This window comes from Enterobacter sp. DVT3837 (assembly GCF_056238685.1).
In genome coordinates this window covers 2,100,134-2,117,734 of sequence record NZ_JBWDLA010000001.1, presented here as the reverse complement: position 1 = coordinate 2,117,734, position 17,601 = coordinate 2,100,134, and the positions used below count along the sequence as shown (strand labels likewise).

15 protein-coding genes are annotated in these 17,601 nt (G+C 57.6%); 8 read left to right on the top strand and 7 right to left on the bottom strand.

Annotated elements, in window-relative coordinates:
* Window positions 1-24 precede the first annotated feature (24 nt).
* Entirely contained in the window at window positions 25-1,404 is a 1,380-nt protein-coding gene (ygjG, locus tag AC0XWG_RS10380) for a putrescine aminotransferase (protein ID WP_049007648.1), read from the top strand.
* A gap of 36 nt (window positions 1,405-1,440) precedes the next feature.
* Here the strand turns inward: ygjG and lsrG are convergent, their stop codons facing one another.
* From lsrG to lsrA, 6 genes are read right to left on the bottom strand one after another with little or no spacing between them, the layout of a single operon-like run.
* Window positions 1,441-1,734, bottom strand: a complete 294-nt coding sequence (gene lsrG, locus AC0XWG_RS10375; RefSeq protein ID WP_008503162.1) for a (4S)-4-hydroxy-5-phosphonooxypentane-2,3-dione isomerase — start codon at window positions 1,732-1,734, stop codon at window positions 1,441-1,443.
* A complete protein-coding gene (lsrF, locus tag AC0XWG_RS10370; RefSeq protein WP_028017118.1) occupies window positions 1,731-2,618 on the bottom strand; it encodes a 3-hydroxy-5-phosphonooxypentane-2,4-dione thiolase in 888 nt (295 codons plus the stop codon). The genes lsrG and lsrF overlap by 4 nt, the downstream gene beginning before the upstream one ends.
* 11 nt (window positions 2,619-2,629) lie before the next feature.
* Window positions 2,630-3,631 (bottom strand): autoinducer 2 ABC transporter substrate-binding protein LsrB, encoded by a 1,002-nt coding sequence (gene lsrB / locus AC0XWG_RS10365; protein ID WP_028017117.1) that lies wholly within the window; start codon window positions 3,629-3,631, stop codon window positions 2,630-2,632.
* A gap of 1 nt (window position 3,632) precedes the next feature.
* Window positions 3,633-4,610: an autoinducer 2 ABC transporter permease LsrD gene (gene lsrD / locus AC0XWG_RS10360; RefSeq protein WP_128348162.1), complete on the bottom strand. Its 978-nt coding sequence runs from the start codon at window positions 4,608-4,610 to the stop codon at window positions 3,633-3,635.
* Window positions 4,611-5,642, bottom strand: coding sequence for an autoinducer 2 ABC transporter permease LsrC (gene lsrC / locus AC0XWG_RS10355; RefSeq protein WP_475680563.1), 1,032 nt, complete (start codon window positions 5,640-5,642; stop codon window positions 4,611-4,613).
* Window positions 5,639-7,126, bottom strand: a complete 1,488-nt coding sequence (gene lsrA, locus AC0XWG_RS10350) for an autoinducer 2 ABC transporter ATP-binding protein LsrA (RefSeq protein WP_475680773.1) — start codon at window positions 7,124-7,126, stop codon at window positions 5,639-5,641. Before lsrA ends, lsrC begins: the two co-directional genes overlap by 4 nt.
* A gap of 215 nt (window positions 7,127-7,341) precedes the next feature.
* On the opposite strand from lsrA, the gene lsrR reads away from it, so the two are divergent.
* The 3 genes from lsrR (at window position 7,342) to AC0XWG_RS10335 (ending at window position 12,125) form a co-directional block, all read left to right on the top strand.
* Window positions 7,342-8,313, top strand: a complete 972-nt coding sequence (gene lsrR, locus AC0XWG_RS10345) for a transcriptional regulator LsrR (protein ID WP_028017113.1) — start codon at window positions 7,342-7,344, stop codon at window positions 8,311-8,313.
* Window positions 8,314-8,345: 32 nt separating this feature from the next.
* The gene (gene lsrK, locus AC0XWG_RS10340) at window positions 8,346-9,938 is read left to right on the top strand and encodes an autoinducer-2 kinase (RefSeq protein WP_475680562.1); all 1,593 of its coding nucleotides are present in this window, start codon (window positions 8,346-8,348) and stop codon (window positions 9,936-9,938) included.
* Window positions 9,939-10,103: 165 nt separating this feature from the next.
* Window positions 10,104-12,125 (top strand): oxidoreductase, encoded by a 2,022-nt coding sequence (locus AC0XWG_RS10335; protein WP_475680561.1) that lies wholly within the window; start codon window positions 10,104-10,106, stop codon window positions 12,123-12,125.
* On the opposite strand, the gene rlmG is transcribed toward AC0XWG_RS10335, so the two are convergent.
* Entirely contained in the window at window positions 12,122-13,258 is a 1,137-nt protein-coding gene (gene rlmG / locus AC0XWG_RS10330; protein WP_475680560.1) for a 23S rRNA (guanine(1835)-N(2))-methyltransferase RlmG, read from the bottom strand. The two genes, AC0XWG_RS10335 and rlmG, sit on opposite strands and share 4 nt — an antisense overlap.
* Before the next feature lie 82 nt (window positions 13,259-13,340).
* Between rlmG and AC0XWG_RS10325 the strand changes: the two genes are divergently transcribed.
* From AC0XWG_RS10325 to sstT, 4 genes are all read left to right on the top strand, one after another.
* Window positions 13,341-13,844, top strand: a complete 504-nt coding sequence (locus AC0XWG_RS10325) for a YgjP-like metallopeptidase domain-containing protein (protein WP_475680559.1) — start codon at window positions 13,341-13,343, stop codon at window positions 13,842-13,844.
* A gap of 70 nt (window positions 13,845-13,914) precedes the next feature.
* On the top strand, window positions 13,915-14,913 hold the full coding sequence (locus tag AC0XWG_RS10320) for a Gfo/Idh/MocA family protein (RefSeq protein WP_108090505.1): 999 nt from the start codon (window positions 13,915-13,917) through the stop codon (window positions 14,911-14,913).
* 252 nt (window positions 14,914-15,165) lie between these two features.
* Complete coding sequence (locus AC0XWG_RS10315) at window positions 15,166-16,131, top strand: TerC family protein (RefSeq protein WP_028017107.1); 966 nt, start codon at window positions 15,166-15,168, stop codon at window positions 16,129-16,131.
* A 210-nt stretch (window positions 16,132-16,341) separates the two neighbouring features.
* Entirely contained in the window at window positions 16,342-17,583 is a 1,242-nt protein-coding gene (gene sstT, locus AC0XWG_RS10310; protein ID WP_475680558.1) for a serine/threonine transporter SstT, read from the top strand.
* Window positions 17,584-17,601: the final 18 nt, after the last annotated feature.

Below are 17,601 nucleotides of genomic sequence, written 5' to 3'. Positions count from 1 at the left end.
ATACGCGATCCCCGGGAGCACATTTTGAACAGGTTACCTTCCAGCGCCTCGGCTCTTGCCTGTACCGCGCACGCATTGAATCTCATTGAGAAGCGAACGCTTGATCATGAGGAGATGAAACAACTTAACCGAGAGGTCATCGATTACTTTAAAGAGCACGTCAATCCAGGTTTTCTGGAGTATCGCAAATCTGTTACCGCCGGCGGGGATTACGGAGCCGTAGAGTGGCAAGCGGGGAGTCTGAACACGCTTGTCGACACCCAGGGACAGGAGTTTATCGATTGCCTTGGTGGTTTTGGTATCTTCAACGTGGGGCACCGTAATCCAGTTGTGGTTTCCGCCGTACAGAATCAACTTGCGAAACAACCTCTCCATAGCCAGGAACTGCTCGACCCGCTTCGCGCCATGCTCGCGAAAACGCTGGCGGCCTTAACGCCCGGCAAACTGAAGTACAGCTTCTTTAGCAACAGCGGCACGGAATCGGTCGAAGCGGCGATTAAACTCGCCAAAGCGTACCAGTCGCCGCGCGGGAAATTCACCTTTATCGCCACCAGCGGCGCGTTCCACGGTAAATCTTTGGGTGCACTGTCTGCTACCGCTAAATCCACCTTCCGTAAACCGTTTATGCCGCTGCTGCCGGGCTTCCGCCACGTGCCGTTTGGTGACATTAACGCTATGCGCACCGTGCTGAGCGAATGCCGTAAAACCGGTGATGACGTGGCGGCGGTGATCCTGGAGCCGATTCAGGGTGAAGGCGGTGTGATCCTCCCTCCGCAGGGTTATCTGCCTGCCGTGCGTCAGCTGTGCGATGAGTTTGGCGCACTACTGATCCTCGATGAAGTCCAGACCGGGATGGGGCGTACCGGCAAGATGTTTGCCTGCGAGCACGAGAACGTTCAGCCGGATATTCTGTGTCTTGCGAAAGCGCTCGGCGGCGGCGTGATGCCGATTGGCGCGACGGTTGCTACCGAGGAAGTATTCTCTGTGCTGTTCGGAAACCCCTTCCTGCACACCACAACCTTTGGCGGTAATCCGCTGGCCTGTGCAGCGGCGCTGGCGACCATCAACGTGCTGCTGGATCAAAACCTGCCTGCTCAGGCGGAGCAGAAAGGTGACATGCTGCTGGACGGCTTCCGCCAGTTAGGACGGGAATACCCGGATCTGGTTCAGGACGCACGCGGCAAAGGGATGCTGATGGCAATTGAGTTTGTTGATAACGAAATCGGTTATAGCTTCGCAAGCGAGATGTTCCGCCAGCGGGTACTGGTGGCCGGGACGCTCAACAACTCGAAAACCATCCGTGTTGAACCACCGTTGACGCTGACCATTGAGCAGTGTGAGCAGGTGCTGAAAGCGGCGCGTAAAGCGCTGGCAGCGCTGCGGGTGAGCGTGGAAGAAGCGTGATCTGAATTCCCCCTCCCCGTTGGAGGGGGAAAGTTTTTACTCCGGTAACAAACCCACAAAACTGCGTTTTTTGCGCGGCTCTGACATCAACTCCTCGAGCTTATCCACGCACGCCAGATAATGCGGGGTTTGCTTATGCGCCAGCACCGCCTCCTCGTCTTTATAGGCCTCGTAGATAAAGAACCGGGTTTTCACCCTTGGATCTTGCAACACGTCAAAACGCAGGTTTCCCGGCTCCTGGATCGCCCCTTCGTGGTTGGCGCGAAATACTTCCAGAAACTCGTCCACCCGTTCAGGCTTGATGTTGATCTCCACTAACGTCACGTTCATTTTGCTTCTCCCTGTTTCTCTTCCTGCCAGAACTGGAACGCATCCCGAGCGCTCATATTCTCGTGAACCACTTTCTTCACCGCTTTCAGCATCGCCAGCGGCGCGCTGGACTGGAAGATATTACGTCCCATATCCACACCGGATGCGCCCTGGTCGATAGCCCGCCAGCACATCTCCAGCGCCTCATGCTCCGGCAGTTTTTTGCCCCCGGCGATGACGATCGGCACCGGGCAGCTGGCGGTCACTTTTTCAAAGCCTTCGTCCACATAATAGGTTTTGACGAACTGCGCCCCCATTTCTGCGGCAATGCGGCTGGCCAGCGAGAAATAGCGTGCGTCGCGCGCCATCTCCTTGCCCACGCCCGTCACTGCCAGCGTCGGCATGCCGTAGCGCGCGCCCGCATCGACAAGCTTGATGATGTTGTTGATCGACTGATGCTCGAACTCGCTGCCGATGTACACCTGTGCCGCCACCGCGCAGACGTTCAGGCGCAGCGCGTCTTCCATCGCTACCGCCACGCACTCGTTGGAGAGTTCACCCAGAATAGAGTTACCGCCGGAGGCGCGCAGCACCACCGGTTTGTTCGTCGCGGCAGGTACGGTGCTCCGCAAGATACCGCGGGTGCACATCAGCACGTCGGTTTCACCAAACAGCGGGGCAATCGAAAGATCGATACGCTCAAGACCGGTGGTCGGCCCCTGGAAATAGCCGTGATCAAAGGCCAGCATCACCGTGCGGTTGCTTTTCGGGTTGAAGATGCGCGCCAGCCTGGACTGCATGCCCCAGTCCAGCGAGCCGCAGCCTTTCAGGGTGAACGGCACGTTCTGCTGCGGGGTGCCAATGCCAAAATCTTTACCGTCTTTGATGTCGTCTAAATCAGCCATTTGCTCCCCCGTCAGAAATCATATTTATTGATGTTCTCTTTGGTGAACACCACACGCTCCGGCAGCAGCACAATGCCGTTGCCCTTCGCTTCATACTGGTAGCCCTGCACGCTGTTCGGCTCGACCTTCAGCGCCCCGATATTTTTTACGTCCACGCTGTCGCCAACGTTAAGATCGCCTTTTTTCAGTAAACGATCGGCGACATTGACCGCAATTTTGCCTTGCTGCACGACATCCCACAGACCGAAGGCTTTCACCGTGCCGCGCTCAACGTACGGACGCATCACGTTCGGCGTACTAAAACCAACGATCGCCACCCCCTCCCGCTTGAGGTTTTCCGCCGCCTGCGCTGCCGCAGGCAACGCGTTGGCATCCGGGGCGATGATCGCATCCAGATCCGGATACGCTTTTAAGATCCCCTCTGCGGTTTGCAGGGATTTGGTGGCATCGTTATAGCCAAACTGCGTGGTGACGATCTGCCACTGAGGATGATCTTTCTCGATTTTGGCTTTCGCCTCTTTCACCCACTGGTTCTGGTCGGTGACGGTAGGGCTGGAGTAGAAGAACGCCACTTTGGCATTCGGTTTCGTCACTTGCTTCGATGCCATCTCCACCAGCAGGCCACCAAGCTGTTCCGGCGTTCCCTGGTTGATGTAAATGCTGCGGCACTCCGGTTTGGTGTCGGAGTCCCAGGTCAGGACTTTTACGCCGCGCTGCATCGCGCGCTTCAGCGCCGGACAAAGGCCATCCGGTGACACGGCGGAGACGATAATCGCGTTATATCCCTGGTTAACGAAGTTATTGATGAGCTGCACCTGGCCAGAGACGCTTGGCTCGGTCGGGCCATCGTAGGTGACATCCACACCCAGATCTTTTCCCGCCTCTTTTGCACCGTTGCCGCCGCTGGTGAAGAAACCCACGCCCACCAGTTTCGGGATAAAGGCAATGCGGTCCGCCGCCTGCGCCGATGCGATGCTAAGGGCCATCGCCAGGACTATCAGTTTTGTTTTCATCTTACGCTCCGGGTAGTTTTGTGAAGAGAGATCGCACCCAGTCACGGTGCAGACTCAACGAACGTCCCATCACCACCACAACCAACAGCGCCCCTGACAGCGCGCTCGACACCTGGTTGGGGATGCCGACCATCTGTAAACCCTGTTGCAGATACCCCACCAGCAGTGCCGCCAGTGCAGTACCGATTACCGAACCTGAACCGCCGTAGATATTGGCCCCACCAAGTACAGCGGCGGTCAGTGCAGGCATCAGTAAATCGCGCCCTAAATCCGAGCGCGCGGAACCGAAATAGGAGACCATCACCAGCGCGGCAATCGCCGAGGCAACCCCGACCAGGCCATACAGCACGTACGGCATGCCGTTGACCGACAGCGCCGCATAGCGCGCTGCGCGCGGGTTTTGCCCAATCAGAAACAGATGACGGCCAAAGCGCCCGCGATGGGTAATCAGCCAGAAGAAAACGGTGATCGCCGCGAACAGCACCAGCGGGAGCGGCAAGCCGAGAAGTGTGAGGTTAGCGAATGCGGTAAAGCTGTCCGGGAAGCCACCGATGCCCTCATAGCCCGTCGCCCCCGCCATACCGGAGAGCAGCAGCGCCCCGCCGCCGTAGAGGTAGAGCGTGCCGAGAGTGATCACCAGTGGGCTAATGCCGGTGTAGTGGATAAGCGCGGCGTTGAATAAACCGCACAGCAGGCCGAGCAGTAAGGTCAGCGGAATTGCCACCGCCATCGGCCACCCCGACTGCATCATCACTCCCAGCGCGATGGCGCACAGGCCAATGGTCGAGCCGAGGGAGATATCGATCCCGCCGCTGATAATCACCAGCGTCAGCGGCAGTGCCACAATGCCAATGCAGATGAAATCGCTGGTGCTGAACAGCAACATATTGATATCCAGCATACGCGGGTTGATGGCACCAAAAAGCAGGATCTCCAGCACCAGTAAAATCAGCAGCGTGCTTTCCCAGTTAAGCTTCATTTACGCCACCTCTTTTTTGCGTTTCGGAAACGGGGTGACGTGCTTTCCCCCTTTGTTTCCCGGCTGGAAACGGCTGTACTTCAGCGCCCGCTGATGGCGCGCCAGCGCCTGGCGCAGACGTCCGTCGAGCACCAGCACGCCAAGTAGCACCAGCCCGGCAATAAAGTCGTTCCACCAGGCCGGGAGCTTAAACAACACCAGCACGGTGTCGATTTGCGTCAGGAAGAAGGCGCCAAGTAACGCGCCAATTAGCGTGCCCGTGCCACCCAAAAGCGAAATACCGCCGAGCACGCAGGCGGCGATAGCTTTCATCTCCAGCCCGCTTCCGGTCTGGTTCGGCACAAAACCGATCTGCGCGGCAAAGACAATCCCGGCACAGGCCGCCAGCATGCCGTTCAGCGTGAAGGCGATCATCCGCGTGCGATTCACCGCCACACCCAACTGGCGCGCGGCTGCCAGGTTATCGCCAACGGCATAAAAATCACGACCAAAGGCGGTGCGCGACAGCGTCCACGCCCCTGCCGCCGCGAAAAACAGCACCACCATACCGAGCGGTGATATACCGAAGGCGACAGGTTCAGAGAGAGATTTCAGCTGCGGCGGCAGCCCTTCAATCCACTTCCCGCCCGTCCAGAGCAGCATCGCCCCACGATACAGCCCCAGCGTACCGAGCGTGGCGACAATCGCCGGGATGCGCAGGCCCACGACCAGAAAACCGTTGAATGCCCCCGCCAGCGCCCCAACCGATAACGCAAAAAGCATGGATACCGACAAGGTGTAGCCGCTGTTAAGCGCCACGCCCACGGCAATGGCAGACAGCCCGACGGTCGAACCCACAGAGACATCAATATTGCGGGTCAGCATCACCAGCGCGGCACCGAGTGCCAGCAGGATCAGAATTTGCGAACTGGCGAAGATCATCCCCAGCGTCTGCAGGCTGAAATACCCAGGATTGAGCGCCACCAGCACAGCAAACAGGGCGAGGATCGCCAGAAAGGCGCTCAGCTCGCGGTTTTTCAGTAAGGTCTTCATGATTGCCCTCCAAACGCCAGCGCCATCATTCTGTCGAGGCTGACGGCGTGGCGCGGCAATTCGCCGCTGAGTACGCCCTGGTGCATCACCAGCACCCGGTCAGCAAGCCCGGGAAACTCATCGAGATCGCTTGAGATCATCAACACCGCCACGTTCTGTGCCGCCACGCTTTTGAGCAGTTGATAGATATCGGCGCGTGCCGAGACATCCACGCCGCGCGTCGGCTCATCAACAATCAGCAGTAACGGATTGGCCTCCAGACAGCGCGCCAGCAGCACCTTCTGCTGGTTGCCCCCGGAGAGTGTGCGCACGGTTTGCTCCGCATGGTTAAGCTTGATCCCCAGCGCCCGGTGGTAACGCTCCACCACCGCAGATTCCCGCTTGCGCTGCTGCCAGAGGGAAGGTTCGTTCAGCGCCACGGTGTTCCAGCGGACAGGCGCATCCAGAAATAAGCCGGAAACCTGCCGATCTTCCGGCAGATATACCAGACCTTTATCGAGCCGTGAAAATACCGGATCGTCGGTGATCTCCTGATTTTCGAGCCAGACGCGGCCGCCGCGCACAGGACGCAAGCCGTATAGGGTTTCGGCTAGCTCGGTGCGTCCGGACCCCACCAGCCCGGCAAGACCGACGATCTCGCCTGCGTAAATATCCAGATTCAGATCGATAAAACCTTCCCCGGTGAGATCTTCCACGCGCAACACCGGGAAATCCTGCGGCTGGGTGCGGCGGTTGCCCGGCAGCGCCAGCCACAGTTTTTGTGCATCGCTTAAGCCTTTTTCCCGGCTCACCGGCGTCATGGCGGCGATCAGGGCGCTATCGTCAAACTGCGCAGTTTCGCCGCTGAGTACCACCGCGCCGTCTCGCATTACCGAGACGTGACTCGAAAGCGTGCGGATTTCCGGCAATTTATGCGAGATAAAGACAATGCCAACACCGAGATCCTGCAGGGCGCGGATCTGCCGGAACAACCGCTCGGTTTCGCCGGGCGTGAGGGAAGCCGTGGGTTCGTCGAGGATCAGGATCGTCGCGTTGCGCATCAGCCCGCGGAGGATCTCCACCATCTGTTGATCCGCCACCTCCAGGGTGCTGGCAGTGGCATCCAGATTAAGCTGGCACTGCAACTGGCGAAGTTTCTCCGCCAGGCGTTTATCCAGATCGCGTTCACGCGGCAGGCGAAAAAGGATGTTTTCCCGCACCGTCAGGTTGGGAAACAGCAATGGCTCCTGCGGCACCAGATAAATGCCGAGCTTGTGTGCCTGCGCTGGGGTAAGCCGCGCAAATGACTGTCCGGATACCGAAAGTTCACCGCTGTCCGGCGTCTCCACCCCGGCAATGATCTTCATCAGCGTCGATTTCCCCGCGCCATTACCGCCCATCAGCGCATGCACCTGACCCGCAAACAGCGTGAAATCAATGCCTTTTAAGACCGGCACGCCGGAGAATTGCTTGCAGATATCACGCGCTTCGAGAAGTAAGGTCATCATCGCCCCGCCATTGAACAAATGATTTTTAGATTTAATAATGTTCAAAAGCGTAGACGGTGAACTATATTTACAACCGTGCAGGGATCACAGTTTTATTGATTAAGATCCAGATAAACCCGAAACAAACTAAAAGATCCGTTTTGCCGCGCGGCTCACACTTTCCACCCGCGTCATCACGAACATATGATCTAAATTTTTATAAGAGTTCAATTATGAGCGATAAACGCACTGCGGAAGAAGGTCGGTTTGCCGGGCTGGCGCTGGCGGAAGAGGAGCTGGTGGCTCGCGTGGCGTGGTGTTACTACCACGATGGATTGACCCAGAACGATATTGGCGAACGGCTCGGATTGCCGCGTCTGAAGATCTCGCGCCTGCTGGAAAAGGGCCGCCAGTCCGGAGTGATACGCGTGCAGATCAACTCTCGTTATGAGGGCTGTCTGGCGCTGGAAACCGAATTGCAGCAGCGTTTTGGGCTCAAGCTGGTGCGCGTGATGCCTGCCCTGAATACGCCGCCAATGAACGTCCGACTGGGCATTGGTGCCGCGCAGTCGCTGATGGGCGTGCTGGAACCCGGACAGCTTTTAGCGGTGGGATTTGGTGAAACCACCATGAGCAGCCTGCAGCACTTAAGCGGTTTTATTAGCTCGCAGCAGATCCGTCTGGTGACGCTCTCCGGTGGTGTCGGGCCGTATATGACCGGCATCGGCCAGCTCGATGCGGCCTGTAGCGTCAGTATGATCCCTGCCCCGCTTCGCGTTTCATCCGCTTCTGTTGCCGGGATCTTAAAACGCGAAACCAGCGTGCGGGACGTGATCCTCGCCGCGAAGGCGGCTGATGTCGCAGTGGTGGGGATTGGTTCCGTGAACCAGCGCCGTGACGCGACGATCTTGCGCTCTGGCTATATCAGCGAAGGCGAACAGCTGATGTATGCCCGCAAAGGCGCGGTGGGGGACATTCTCGGTTACTTCCTGAATGCCGAAGGGGAATGCGTCGAGGAGCTGGAGATCCATAAAGAATTACTGGGCGTCACGCTCGATGAACTGGCGCAGTTGCCCACCATCGTTGGCGTGGCCGGAGGTGAAGAGAAAGCCGATGCGATTTATGCCGCACTCAAAGGTCGCCGTATCAATGGCCTGGTGACGGAAGAGACGACAGCCCGCGCGGTGCTGGCTCTGGCCGGATAAGAGCAGCCCTGCGCCTGACACGAGGCAAGCTCATGAGTTACCTTTTAGCGTTAGATGCAGGGACAGGCAGCGTTCGCGCCGTTATTTTTGATTTGCAGGGCAACCAGATTGCCGTCGGCCAGGCCGAGTGGAAACACCTGAGCGTGGAGAACGTGCCGGGCTCGATGGAATTTGACCTCGACACCAACTGGCAGCTCACCTGCCAGTGCATTCGCCAGGCGCTGGAGCGCGCGCGACTGAGCGCGGCGGATATTCAGTCCGTTGCCTGCTGCTCCATGCGCGAGGGAATAGTTCTGTATGATCGCAACGGCGAAGCCATCTGGGCCTGCGCCAACGTCGATGCCCGCGCCAGCCGCGAGGTGGCTGAACTCAAAGAGATCCACGACGACCGTTTTGAATCCGAAGTGTATGACGTCTCCGGCCAGACCCTGGCCCTGAGCGCCATGCCGCGCCTGCTGTGGCTGGCGCACCATCGTCCGGATATCTACCGCAAAGCGGCGACCATCACCATGATTAGCGACTGGCTGGCGGCGAAGCTCTCCGGCGAGCTGGCGGTAGATCCGTCGAACGCGGGCACGACCGGCATGTTGGATCTGTTCTCCCGTGACTGGCGACCCGCACTGCTGGACATGGCCGGGCTGCGCGCCGATATCCTCTCCCCGGTAAAAGAAACCGGCACCGTGCTGGGCACGATCGCCAAAGCCGCCGCACAGCAGAGCGGTCTGCGCGAAGGGACGCCGGTGGTGATGGGCGGTGGTGACGTGCAGCTTGGGTGTCTGGGGCTGGGCGTGGTGCGCGCCGGGCAAACGGCAGTGTTAGGCGGGACGTTCTGGCAACAGGTGGTCAACCTTCCGCAGGTACGAACCGATCCTGAGATGAATATCCGCGTAAACCCACACGTTATTCCTGGCATGGTTCAGGCGGAGTCAATCAGCTTCTTCACCGGGCTTACTATGCGCTGGTTCCGTGATGCCTTCTGCGCAGAGGAAAAGCTGATTGCCGAGCGGATGGGCATGGATACCTACACCCTGCTGGAAGAGATGGCCAGCCGCGTGCCTGCGGGCTCACATGGGGTGATGCCGATCTTCTCCGATGCCATGCATTTTAAGCAGTGGTATCACGCTGCGCCGTCGTTTATTAACCTCTCTATCGACCCGGAAAAGTGCAACAAGGCGACGCTGTTCCGTGCGCTGGAAGAGAACGCCGCAATTGTTTCGGCCTGCAATCTGGCACAGATTTCGCGTTTTTCCGGCGTGACGTTTGAGAGCCTCGTCTTCGCCGGTGGGGGAGCGAAAGGTGCCTTGTGGAGCCAGATTTTAAGCGACGTCACCGGGCTGCCGGTACGCGTTCCGGAAGTGAAAGAGGCCACGGCACTGGGCTGTGCGATTGCGGCCGGAACGGGGGCGGGACTGTTTGCAGATATGGCCTCAACGGGCGAGCGGCTGGTGAAGTGGAGCCGGGAGTTTACGCCGAACCCGGAACACCGCGACTTGTACGACGGCATGATGCAGAAGTGGCAGGCGGTGTATGCCGACCAGCTTGGGCTGGTGGACAGCGGGCTGACGACGTCGATGTGGCAGGCTCCGGGGCTGGTGCGCACCCCCTCCCCCCGGCCCTCTCCCTGAGGGAGAGGGAGATTAAGTTTTGTAGCCCCGGTAAGCGCAGCGCCACCGGGGAAGTTCTTTGAGTTCTATCACAATCATTTGATCCCGCTTTTACCTTTCTGCTGACGCTGGCTAAATTAGTAACTCATCCGACCACATAACAATAATTTTACACTGGAAGACACTATGAGCCGCTACCCGTCGCTATTCGCCCCCCTTGATCTGGGGTTCACAACGCTCAAAAACCGCGTGTTAATGGGCTCTATGCACACCGGTCTGGAGGAGCATCCGGACGGGGCTGAACGTCTCGCGGCCTTCTACGCCGAGCGTGCCCGGCACGGGGTGGCGCTGATTGTTACTGGTGGCGTCGCGCCTGCGCCTTCCGGCGTCGGCATGGAGGGCGGTGCGGTGTTGAACGATGTGTCACAGCTGCCTCACCACCGCATTGTGACCGATGCGGTGCACAATGAAGGCGGGAAAATCGCCCTGCAAATCCTGCATACCGGCCGCTACAGCTATCAACCGAATCTGGTCGCCCCCTCGGCGATTCAGGCTCCCATTAACCGCTTCAAACCGCATGCCCTCAGCCACGACGAGATCCTGGCGCTGATCGATGACTTTGCCCGCTGCGCCGCGCTGGCACGTGAAGCGGGCTACGATGGCGTCGAGGTGATGGGTTCAGAAGGCTACCTGATTAACGAATTCCTCGCCGCCCGCACTAACTACCGTGACGACGAATGGGGTGGCGATTATGCCCGCCGCATGCGCTTTGCGGTGGAAGTGGTGCGCGCCGTGCGTGAACGTGCGGGTGCTGATTTTATTATCGTCTTCCGCCTGTCGATGCTCGATCTGGTGGAGGGAGGAGGAACATTAGACGAAACCGTGCAACTGGCACAGGCGATTGAAACCGCAGGTGCAACCATCATTAACACCGGCATCGGCTGGCACGAAGCGCGCATTCCGACCATCGCCACGCCGGTGCCACGCGCGGCGTTCAGCTGGGTGACGCGCAAGCTGAAAGGCAAAGTCTCTATTCCGCTGGTGACCACCAACCGTATTAACGATCCGCAGGTGGCGGACGATGTTATTTCACGCGGCGATGCCGATATGGTGTCGATGGCACGTCCGTTCCTGGCCGATGCCGAACTGCTATCCAAAGCGCAGAGCGGCCGCGCGGATGAGATCAACACCTGCATCGGCTGTAACCAGGCGTGTCTGGATCAGATCTTCGTCGGCAAAGTCACCTCTTGTCTCGTCAACCCGCGCGCCTGCCACGAAACCAAAATGCCCGTCGTACGGGTGGTCAACCAAAAACGCCTCGCCGTGGTCGGCGCGGGTCCGGCAGGGCTGGCATTCGCGGTGAATGCCGCCTCACGGGGACATAGCGTGACGCTGTTTGATGCCGCAACGGAGATCGGCGGACAGTTTAATATCGCCAAACAGATCCCCGGCAAAGAGGAGTTCTATGAAACTCTGCGCTACTACCGCCGGATGATCGAACTCACAGGGGTCGATCTGCGTCTTAACCAGTTTGTGAAGGCAGACGATCTGGTGGATTTTGACGAAGTGATCCTGGCGAGCGGGATCGCCCCGCGTACACCAGCGATCGAGGGCGTCGATCACCCGAAAGTGTTGAGCTACCTGGATGTATTGCGTGACAAAGTACCGGTCGGCGAAAAGGTGGCGATTATCGGCTGCGGCGGGATCGGTTTTGATACCGCGATGTATTTAAGCCAGCCGGGAGAAGCAACCAGCCAGAATATTGCCGAGTTTTGCGTGGAATGGGGCATCGACACCAGCCTGAATCAGTCCGGTGGGTTACGCCCTGAAGGGCAGCAACTCCCCAAAAGCCCGCGTCAGATCGTGATGTTGCAGCGTAAAGCCAGCAAACCAGGCGAAGGACTGGGCAAAACCACCGGCTGGATCCATCGCGCCACCCTGCTCTCTCGCGGCGTGAAGATGATCCCGGCGGTCAGTTATCAGAAGATCGATGATGAGGGGCTGCACGTGCTGATCGGCGGTGAACCGCAGCTGCTGCAGGTTGATCATGTGATTTTATGTGCCGGGCAGGAACCGAAGCGCGATCTGGCCGATCCGCTGCGTGAAGCGGGCAAAACGGTGCATTTGATTGGCGGATGTGATGTGGCGATGGAGCTGGATGCACGGCGCGCAATTGCGCAGGGCACCCAGCTGGCACTGAAGATTTAGCGACGACGGCCCAGCTTCACGGATTTCAGCACCACGAATTTGTTGTTGGTGGCAATCGTGGTGCAGTTACCGAAAATTTTCTTCAGCTTGTGGAAGTAGTCCAGATGGCGGTTCGCTACGATGTACAGCTCGCCGTTAATTTTCAGGCAACGGCGCGCGTGGTGGAACATCTCCCAGGCGACGTTATCCGTCAGGGCGTGCTTCTGGTGGAACGGCGGGTTACACAGAACGGCATTGAAGCGGAAAGGCTCCACACCCGACAGCGCGTTGTTGATCATAAACTCGCAGCGATCAAGCGCCTCTGGCATGTTGGTTTCTACGTTCAGACGACTGGAAGCCACCGCCATTGGCGATTCATCGCTGAACACCACGCTGGCTTGCGGGTTTTTCGCCAGCAGCGTCAGGCCAATTACGCCGTTACCGCAGCCCAGATCTACAATTTCGCCTTCCAGATTTTCCGGCAGATGTTCGATAAAGAAACGCGCCCCGATATCCAGACCGGTGCGGGAAAAGACGTTCGCGTGGTTGTGGATAGTCCAGTCGGTTCCTTCCAGCTTCCAGCTCAGCGTCTCTGGCGCATCAGCCAGCTCCGGTGCACTGAAGGTACAGTTGATCAGACGCGCTTTTTTCCACGCCAGCGTGGTCGTGGTTGGGCCGAGCACTTTCTCAAACAGCTCCAGCGTCGAGGTGTGAATATCACGCGCTTTGGCCCCTGCAATGATGCGGGTTTCTGGGGTGACGACTTTACGCAGCGCGCTCAGTTGTTGCTCCAGCAACGCCATGGTTTTGGGTACTTTAATCAGCACCACGCCAGGCGCCTGCGGGTACTCCGCCGTGCTGTCGAGAAACTTCACGCTGGACTCTTCGATGTCGTTATGGCGCAGGTTTTCACGCGTCGCCAGCTCGCTTAAGTAGGAATCGCCGATGCTGTATGGCGTATGTTCCGCCAGCGCACAGCCCAGCGCGCCAAACGCATCATTCAGGATCAAAACCGGGCCGCTGATTTCAGTGTCATCCAACTGCTGCAGCAGATATTCATCTGCCGCTTCCCACGCCTGAAGTGGGTTAACGTCGTCCGTTTCCGGGAAACGTTTAAGGTTGAGTGAACGGAAACCGTTGTCTAAGTGGCTCATCGGCCCTCCTGAATGGTAAAATTTGGCGTATCCCTGAAAAGGGTGCGTGAGTATACCGTTTTATTGTCGATTTGGGGCGTTGATGAACCAACTTACTTATCTCCAGGGCTACCCGGAGCATTTACTTTCTCAGGTTCGCAGCCTGATTGCCGGGCAGAGGCTCGGCGCGGTGCTGGAAAAACGCTACCCCGGGACCCACGATTTCACGACCGACAAAGCCCTCTGGCAGTATACGCAGGATCTGAAAAGCCGGTATCTGAAGAGCGCGCCGCCGATCAACAAGGTAATGTACGACAACAAGATCCACGTGCTGAAAAACGCCCTCGGCCTGCATACCGCCATCTCCCGCGTGCAGGGCGGCAAGCTGAAAGCCAAAGCGGAGATCCGGGTTGCGACCGTATTTCGTAACGCACCAGAAGCGTTCCTGCGGATGATCGTGGTGCACGAACTGGCGCATCTGAAAGAGAAAGAGCACGACAAAGCGTTTTACTCCCTGTGCTGCCATATGGAGCCGCAGTACCATCAGCTGGAGTTTGATACCCGTTTGTGGCTTACGCATTTATCGTTAAAGGGTAATGCGCAGTAGCGCACGCGAATTGTCATGATGACGTGCTACAGTGGCTAAAGGTTCCCAGCTACGGAGTACGTAAACGTTTATGATACGTTTCGCAGTCATTGGAACGAACTGGATCACACGCCAGTTCGTCGACGCCGCCCACGAAACCGGCAAATATAAACTCACCGCAGTCTATTCCCGCAGCCTCGAGCAGGCGCAGACCTTCGCGAACGATTACCTGGTCGAACATCTGTTCACCTCGCTCGACGAGATGGCGCAAAGCGATGCCATTGACGCGGTCTATATTGCCAGCCCGAACTCCCTGCACTTCCCGCAAACCAGGCTGTTCCTCAGCCATAAAAAGCATGTGATTTGCGAGAAGCCGCTGGCCTCGAATATTCAGGAAGTGGAAGCCGCCATTGCGCTTGCCCGCGAAAACCAGGTGGTGCTGTTCGAAGCGTTCAAAACCGCCAGCCTGCCGAACTTCCTGCTGTTGCAGCAGTCCCTGCCGAAAATTGGCAAAGTGCGTAAAGCCTTTATTAACTACTGCCAGTACTCATCTCGCTATCAGCGTTACCTCGACGGCGAGAACCCGAACACCTTCAACCCGGCCTTCTCTAACGGCTCGATTATGGATATCGGTTTCTACTGCCTAGCTTCCGCCGTGGCACTGTGGGGCGAGCCACACAGCGTCAGTGCACAAGCCAGCCTGCTGGAAAGCGGCGTAGATGCGCACGGCGTAGTGACGCTGGATTACGGGGATTTCAGCGTCACGCTGCAACATTCAAAAGTGAGTGATTCTGTGCTGCCAAGTGAAATTCAGGGTGAAGCGGGATCGCTGGTTATCGAAAAAATTTCTGAGTGTCAGAAGCTGAGCTTTGTTCCGCGCGGCGGTAAAGCGCAAGAGCTGACGCAGCCTCAGCATATTAACACTATGCTCTATGAGGCAGAGGTCTTTGCCCGTCTGGTCGAAGACAACGAAGTGAACCACCCTGGACTCGCGGTCAGTCGCACCACGGCGAAACTGCAAACGGAGATCCGCCGTCAGACTGGCGTGGTCTTCCCGGCAGATGACGTGAGCGCAGAAGCTATCGCGTAAAGCTGTGTAATGAAACCCTGTCAACCATTGACGAAACCGATGGTCTGACATATTTTGTTACCCGCAAAGGGGAGTAACTTCCTTGCCGGTGGATCGTCATTACGATGCGTGCAATACCGCATCCGGTCGCCGGGCAACCCTCGTGGTTGTAAGTGAGACCTTGCCGGAAGGCGAGGTCTATGCATAAAAAGCTAACGGCTATCGTCTTCTGACCATAGCCGTTTTTGTTTTTTTATGTGTAAGGAAAATAGTATGCATTCTGTCGGCACTCCAATGTTGTGGGGCGGATTCGCGGTTGTCGTGCTCATCATGCTGGCGATCGACCTCTTTTTGCAGGGGCGTCGTGGCGAACACGGCATGACCATGAAACAGGCTGCCGTCTGGTCGCTGGTGTGGGTTACCCTCTCCCTGCTCTTCTGTGCTGCCTTCTGGTGGTATCTGGCCTCGACTGAAGGCCGTGCGGTGGCCGATCCTCAAGCGCTCGCCTTCCTCACCGGTTATCTGATTGAAAAAGCCCTGGCGGTTGATAACGTCTTCGTCTGGCTGATGCTGTTCAGCTACTTTGCCGTGCCTGCAGCCCTGCAGCGCCGCGTGTTGGTCTACGGCGTGCTGGGCGCGATCGTTCTGCGTACCATCATGATCTTCGCCGGTAGCTGGCTGATTACGCAGTTTGAATGGCTGCTGTATGTCTTCGGTGCGTTCCTGCTGTTCACCGGGGTCAAAATGGCTCTGGCAAAAGAAGATGGCTCAGCGATTGGCGATCGCCCGCTGGTGAAGTGGATCCGTGGCCATCTGCGCATGACCGACAAGATCGAGAGTGAGCATTTCTTTGTACGTAAGAACGGCCTGCTGTTTGCCACCCCGCTGCTGCTGGTGCTGATTCTGGTGGAGCTGAGTGACGTGATTTTCGCGGTAGACAGTATCCCGGCTATCTTCGCCGTGACCACTGACCCGTTTATCGTTCTGACCTCTAACCTGTTCGCCATTCTTGGCCTGCGTGCCATGTACTTCCTGCTGGCGGGCGCGGCGGAGCGCTTCTCAATGCTGAAGTACGGCCTGTCGGTGATCCTGGTATTTATCGGTATCAAGATGCTGATTGTCGATTTCTACCATATCCCGATCGCCATTTCGCTCGGCGTGGTGTTTGGCATTCTGATCGTGACGCTGATTATCAATACCTGGGTTAACCGCCAGCACGATAGAAAGCAGCAGGTTTAGTGTGTTTTGCCCGGTAGCGCTGCGCTTACCGGGCATTCTCGTTAACTAATAGTTAAAAAACATGACGCAACACGTAAAATCCAGCATTTTACGCTTCCCTCCAGATGCGGTTTCCCTATACTCAACCAGGCAAACATTTACTTACATCTGGACATAAATGTGACTTAGAGCACATCCAGGATGGAACACAATCTCACTCAGGAATTATGTATGAGCACACAATCAACTGGGCTTTTTGCGCGCCTGGCGCAGGGGAGTCTTGTAAAACAAATTCTGACAGGACTGGTACTGGGTATTCTGCTGGCGATGGTGTCAAAGCCTGCAGCAGAAGCAACGGGATTACTTGGTACGCTTTTCGTTGGCGCACTGAAAGCCGTCGCGCCGGTACTGGTTCTGATGCTGGTTATGGCGTCGATTGCCAACCATCAGCACGGACAAAAAACCAACATTCGCCCTATTCTGTTCCTGTATCTTCTGGGTACCTTCTCTGCTGCATTAACAGCCGTTGTGTTTAGCTTCCTCTTCCCGTCCACGCTGCATCTGACCAGCGCCGCTGGCGATATCACACCGCCATCCGGGATTGTGGAAGTGCTGCGCGGTCTGCTGATGAGCATGGTATCCAACCCAATCACGGCGCTAATGAGCGGAAACTACATCGGCATCCTGGTCTGGGCGATTGGTCTGGGCTTTGCGCTGCGTCACGGTAACGACACCACCAAAAATCTGGTCAAAGATATGTCCAACGCCGTGACCTTCATGGTGAAACTGGTGATTCGTTTTGCGCCAATCGGGATCTTCGGTCTGGTCTCCTCCACGCTGGCAACCACCGGCTTTGACGCGCTGTGGGGCTACGCGCAGCTGCTGGTCGTTCTGGTTGGCTGTATGCTGCTGGTGGCACTGGTGATCAACCCGCTGCTGGTGTTCTGGCAGATCCGCCGCAACCCGTATCCGCTGGTACTGACCTGTCTGCGTGAAAGCGGCGTCTACGCCTTCTTCACCCGTAGTTCGGCAGCGAACATCCCGGTGAACATGGCGCTGGCGGAGAAACTGAACCTGGATCGCGATACCTATTCCGTATCAATCCCACTGGGTGCCACCGTGAACATGGCGGGGGCGGCCATCACTATCACCGTCCTGACGCTGGCGGCGGTGCATACGCTGGGTATTCCGGTGGATCTGCCAACCGCACTGCTGTTGAGCGTGGTGGCGTCGCTGTGTGCCTGTGGCGCATCCGGCGTGGCGGGCGGTTCACTGCTGTTGATCCCGCTGGCCTGTAATATGTTCGGTATCCCGAATGAGATTGCCATGCAGGTTGTGGCCGTCGGCTTTATTATCGGCGTGCTGCAGGACTCCTGCGAAACCGCGCTGAACTCCTCTACCGACGTGCTGTTCACCGCAGCGGCATGTCAGGCGGAAGACGCGCGTTTAGCGAAGAACGCCCTGCGCAGCTAAAAAGAAAAGCCCGGTGGC

What these genes read in the sequence shown, in the direction of transcription:
- AC0XWG_RS10315 (WP_028017107.1), top strand. Translation starts at nt 15,166, where the DNA reads ATGCATTCTGTCGGCACTCCAATGTTGTGGGGCGGATTCGCGGTTGTC.
- AC0XWG_RS10325 (WP_475680559.1), top strand. Translation starts at nt 13,341, where the DNA reads ATGAACCAACTTACTTATCTCCAGGGCTACCCGGAGCATTTACTTTCT.
- sstT (WP_475680558.1), top strand. Translation starts at nt 16,342, where the DNA reads ATGAGCACACAATCAACTGGGCTTTTTGCGCGCCTGGCGCAGGGGAGT.
- lsrB (WP_028017117.1), bottom strand. Translation starts at nt 3,631, where the DNA reads ATGAAAACAAAACTGATAGTCCTGGCGATGGCCCTTAGCATCGCATCG.
- lsrK (WP_475680562.1), top strand. Translation starts at nt 8,346, where the DNA reads ATGAGTTACCTTTTAGCGTTAGATGCAGGGACAGGCAGCGTTCGCGCC.
- lsrC (WP_475680563.1), bottom strand. Translation starts at nt 5,642, where the DNA reads ATGAAGACCTTACTGAAAAACCGCGAGCTGAGCGCCTTTCTGGCGATC.
- rlmG (WP_475680560.1), bottom strand. Translation starts at nt 13,258, where the DNA reads ATGAGCCACTTAGACAACGGTTTCCGTTCACTCAACCTTAAACGTTTC.
- lsrA (WP_475680773.1), bottom strand. Translation starts at nt 7,126, where the DNA reads ATGACCTTACTTCTCGAAGCGCGTGATATCTGCAAGCAATTCTCCGGC.
- lsrF (WP_028017118.1), bottom strand. Translation starts at nt 2,618, where the DNA reads ATGGCTGATTTAGACGACATCAAAGACGGTAAAGATTTTGGCATTGGC.
- AC0XWG_RS10320 (WP_108090505.1), top strand. Translation starts at nt 13,915, where the DNA reads ATGATACGTTTCGCAGTCATTGGAACGAACTGGATCACACGCCAGTTC.
- lsrR (WP_028017113.1), top strand. Translation starts at nt 7,342, where the DNA reads ATGAGCGATAAACGCACTGCGGAAGAAGGTCGGTTTGCCGGGCTGGCG.
- lsrG (WP_008503162.1), bottom strand. Translation starts at nt 1,734, where the DNA reads ATGAACGTGACGTTAGTGGAGATCAACATCAAGCCTGAACGGGTGGAC.
- AC0XWG_RS10335 (WP_475680561.1), top strand. Translation starts at nt 10,104, where the DNA reads ATGAGCCGCTACCCGTCGCTATTCGCCCCCCTTGATCTGGGGTTCACA.
- lsrD (WP_128348162.1), bottom strand. Translation starts at nt 4,610, where the DNA reads ATGAAGCTTAACTGGGAAAGCACGCTGCTGATTTTACTGGTGCTGGAG.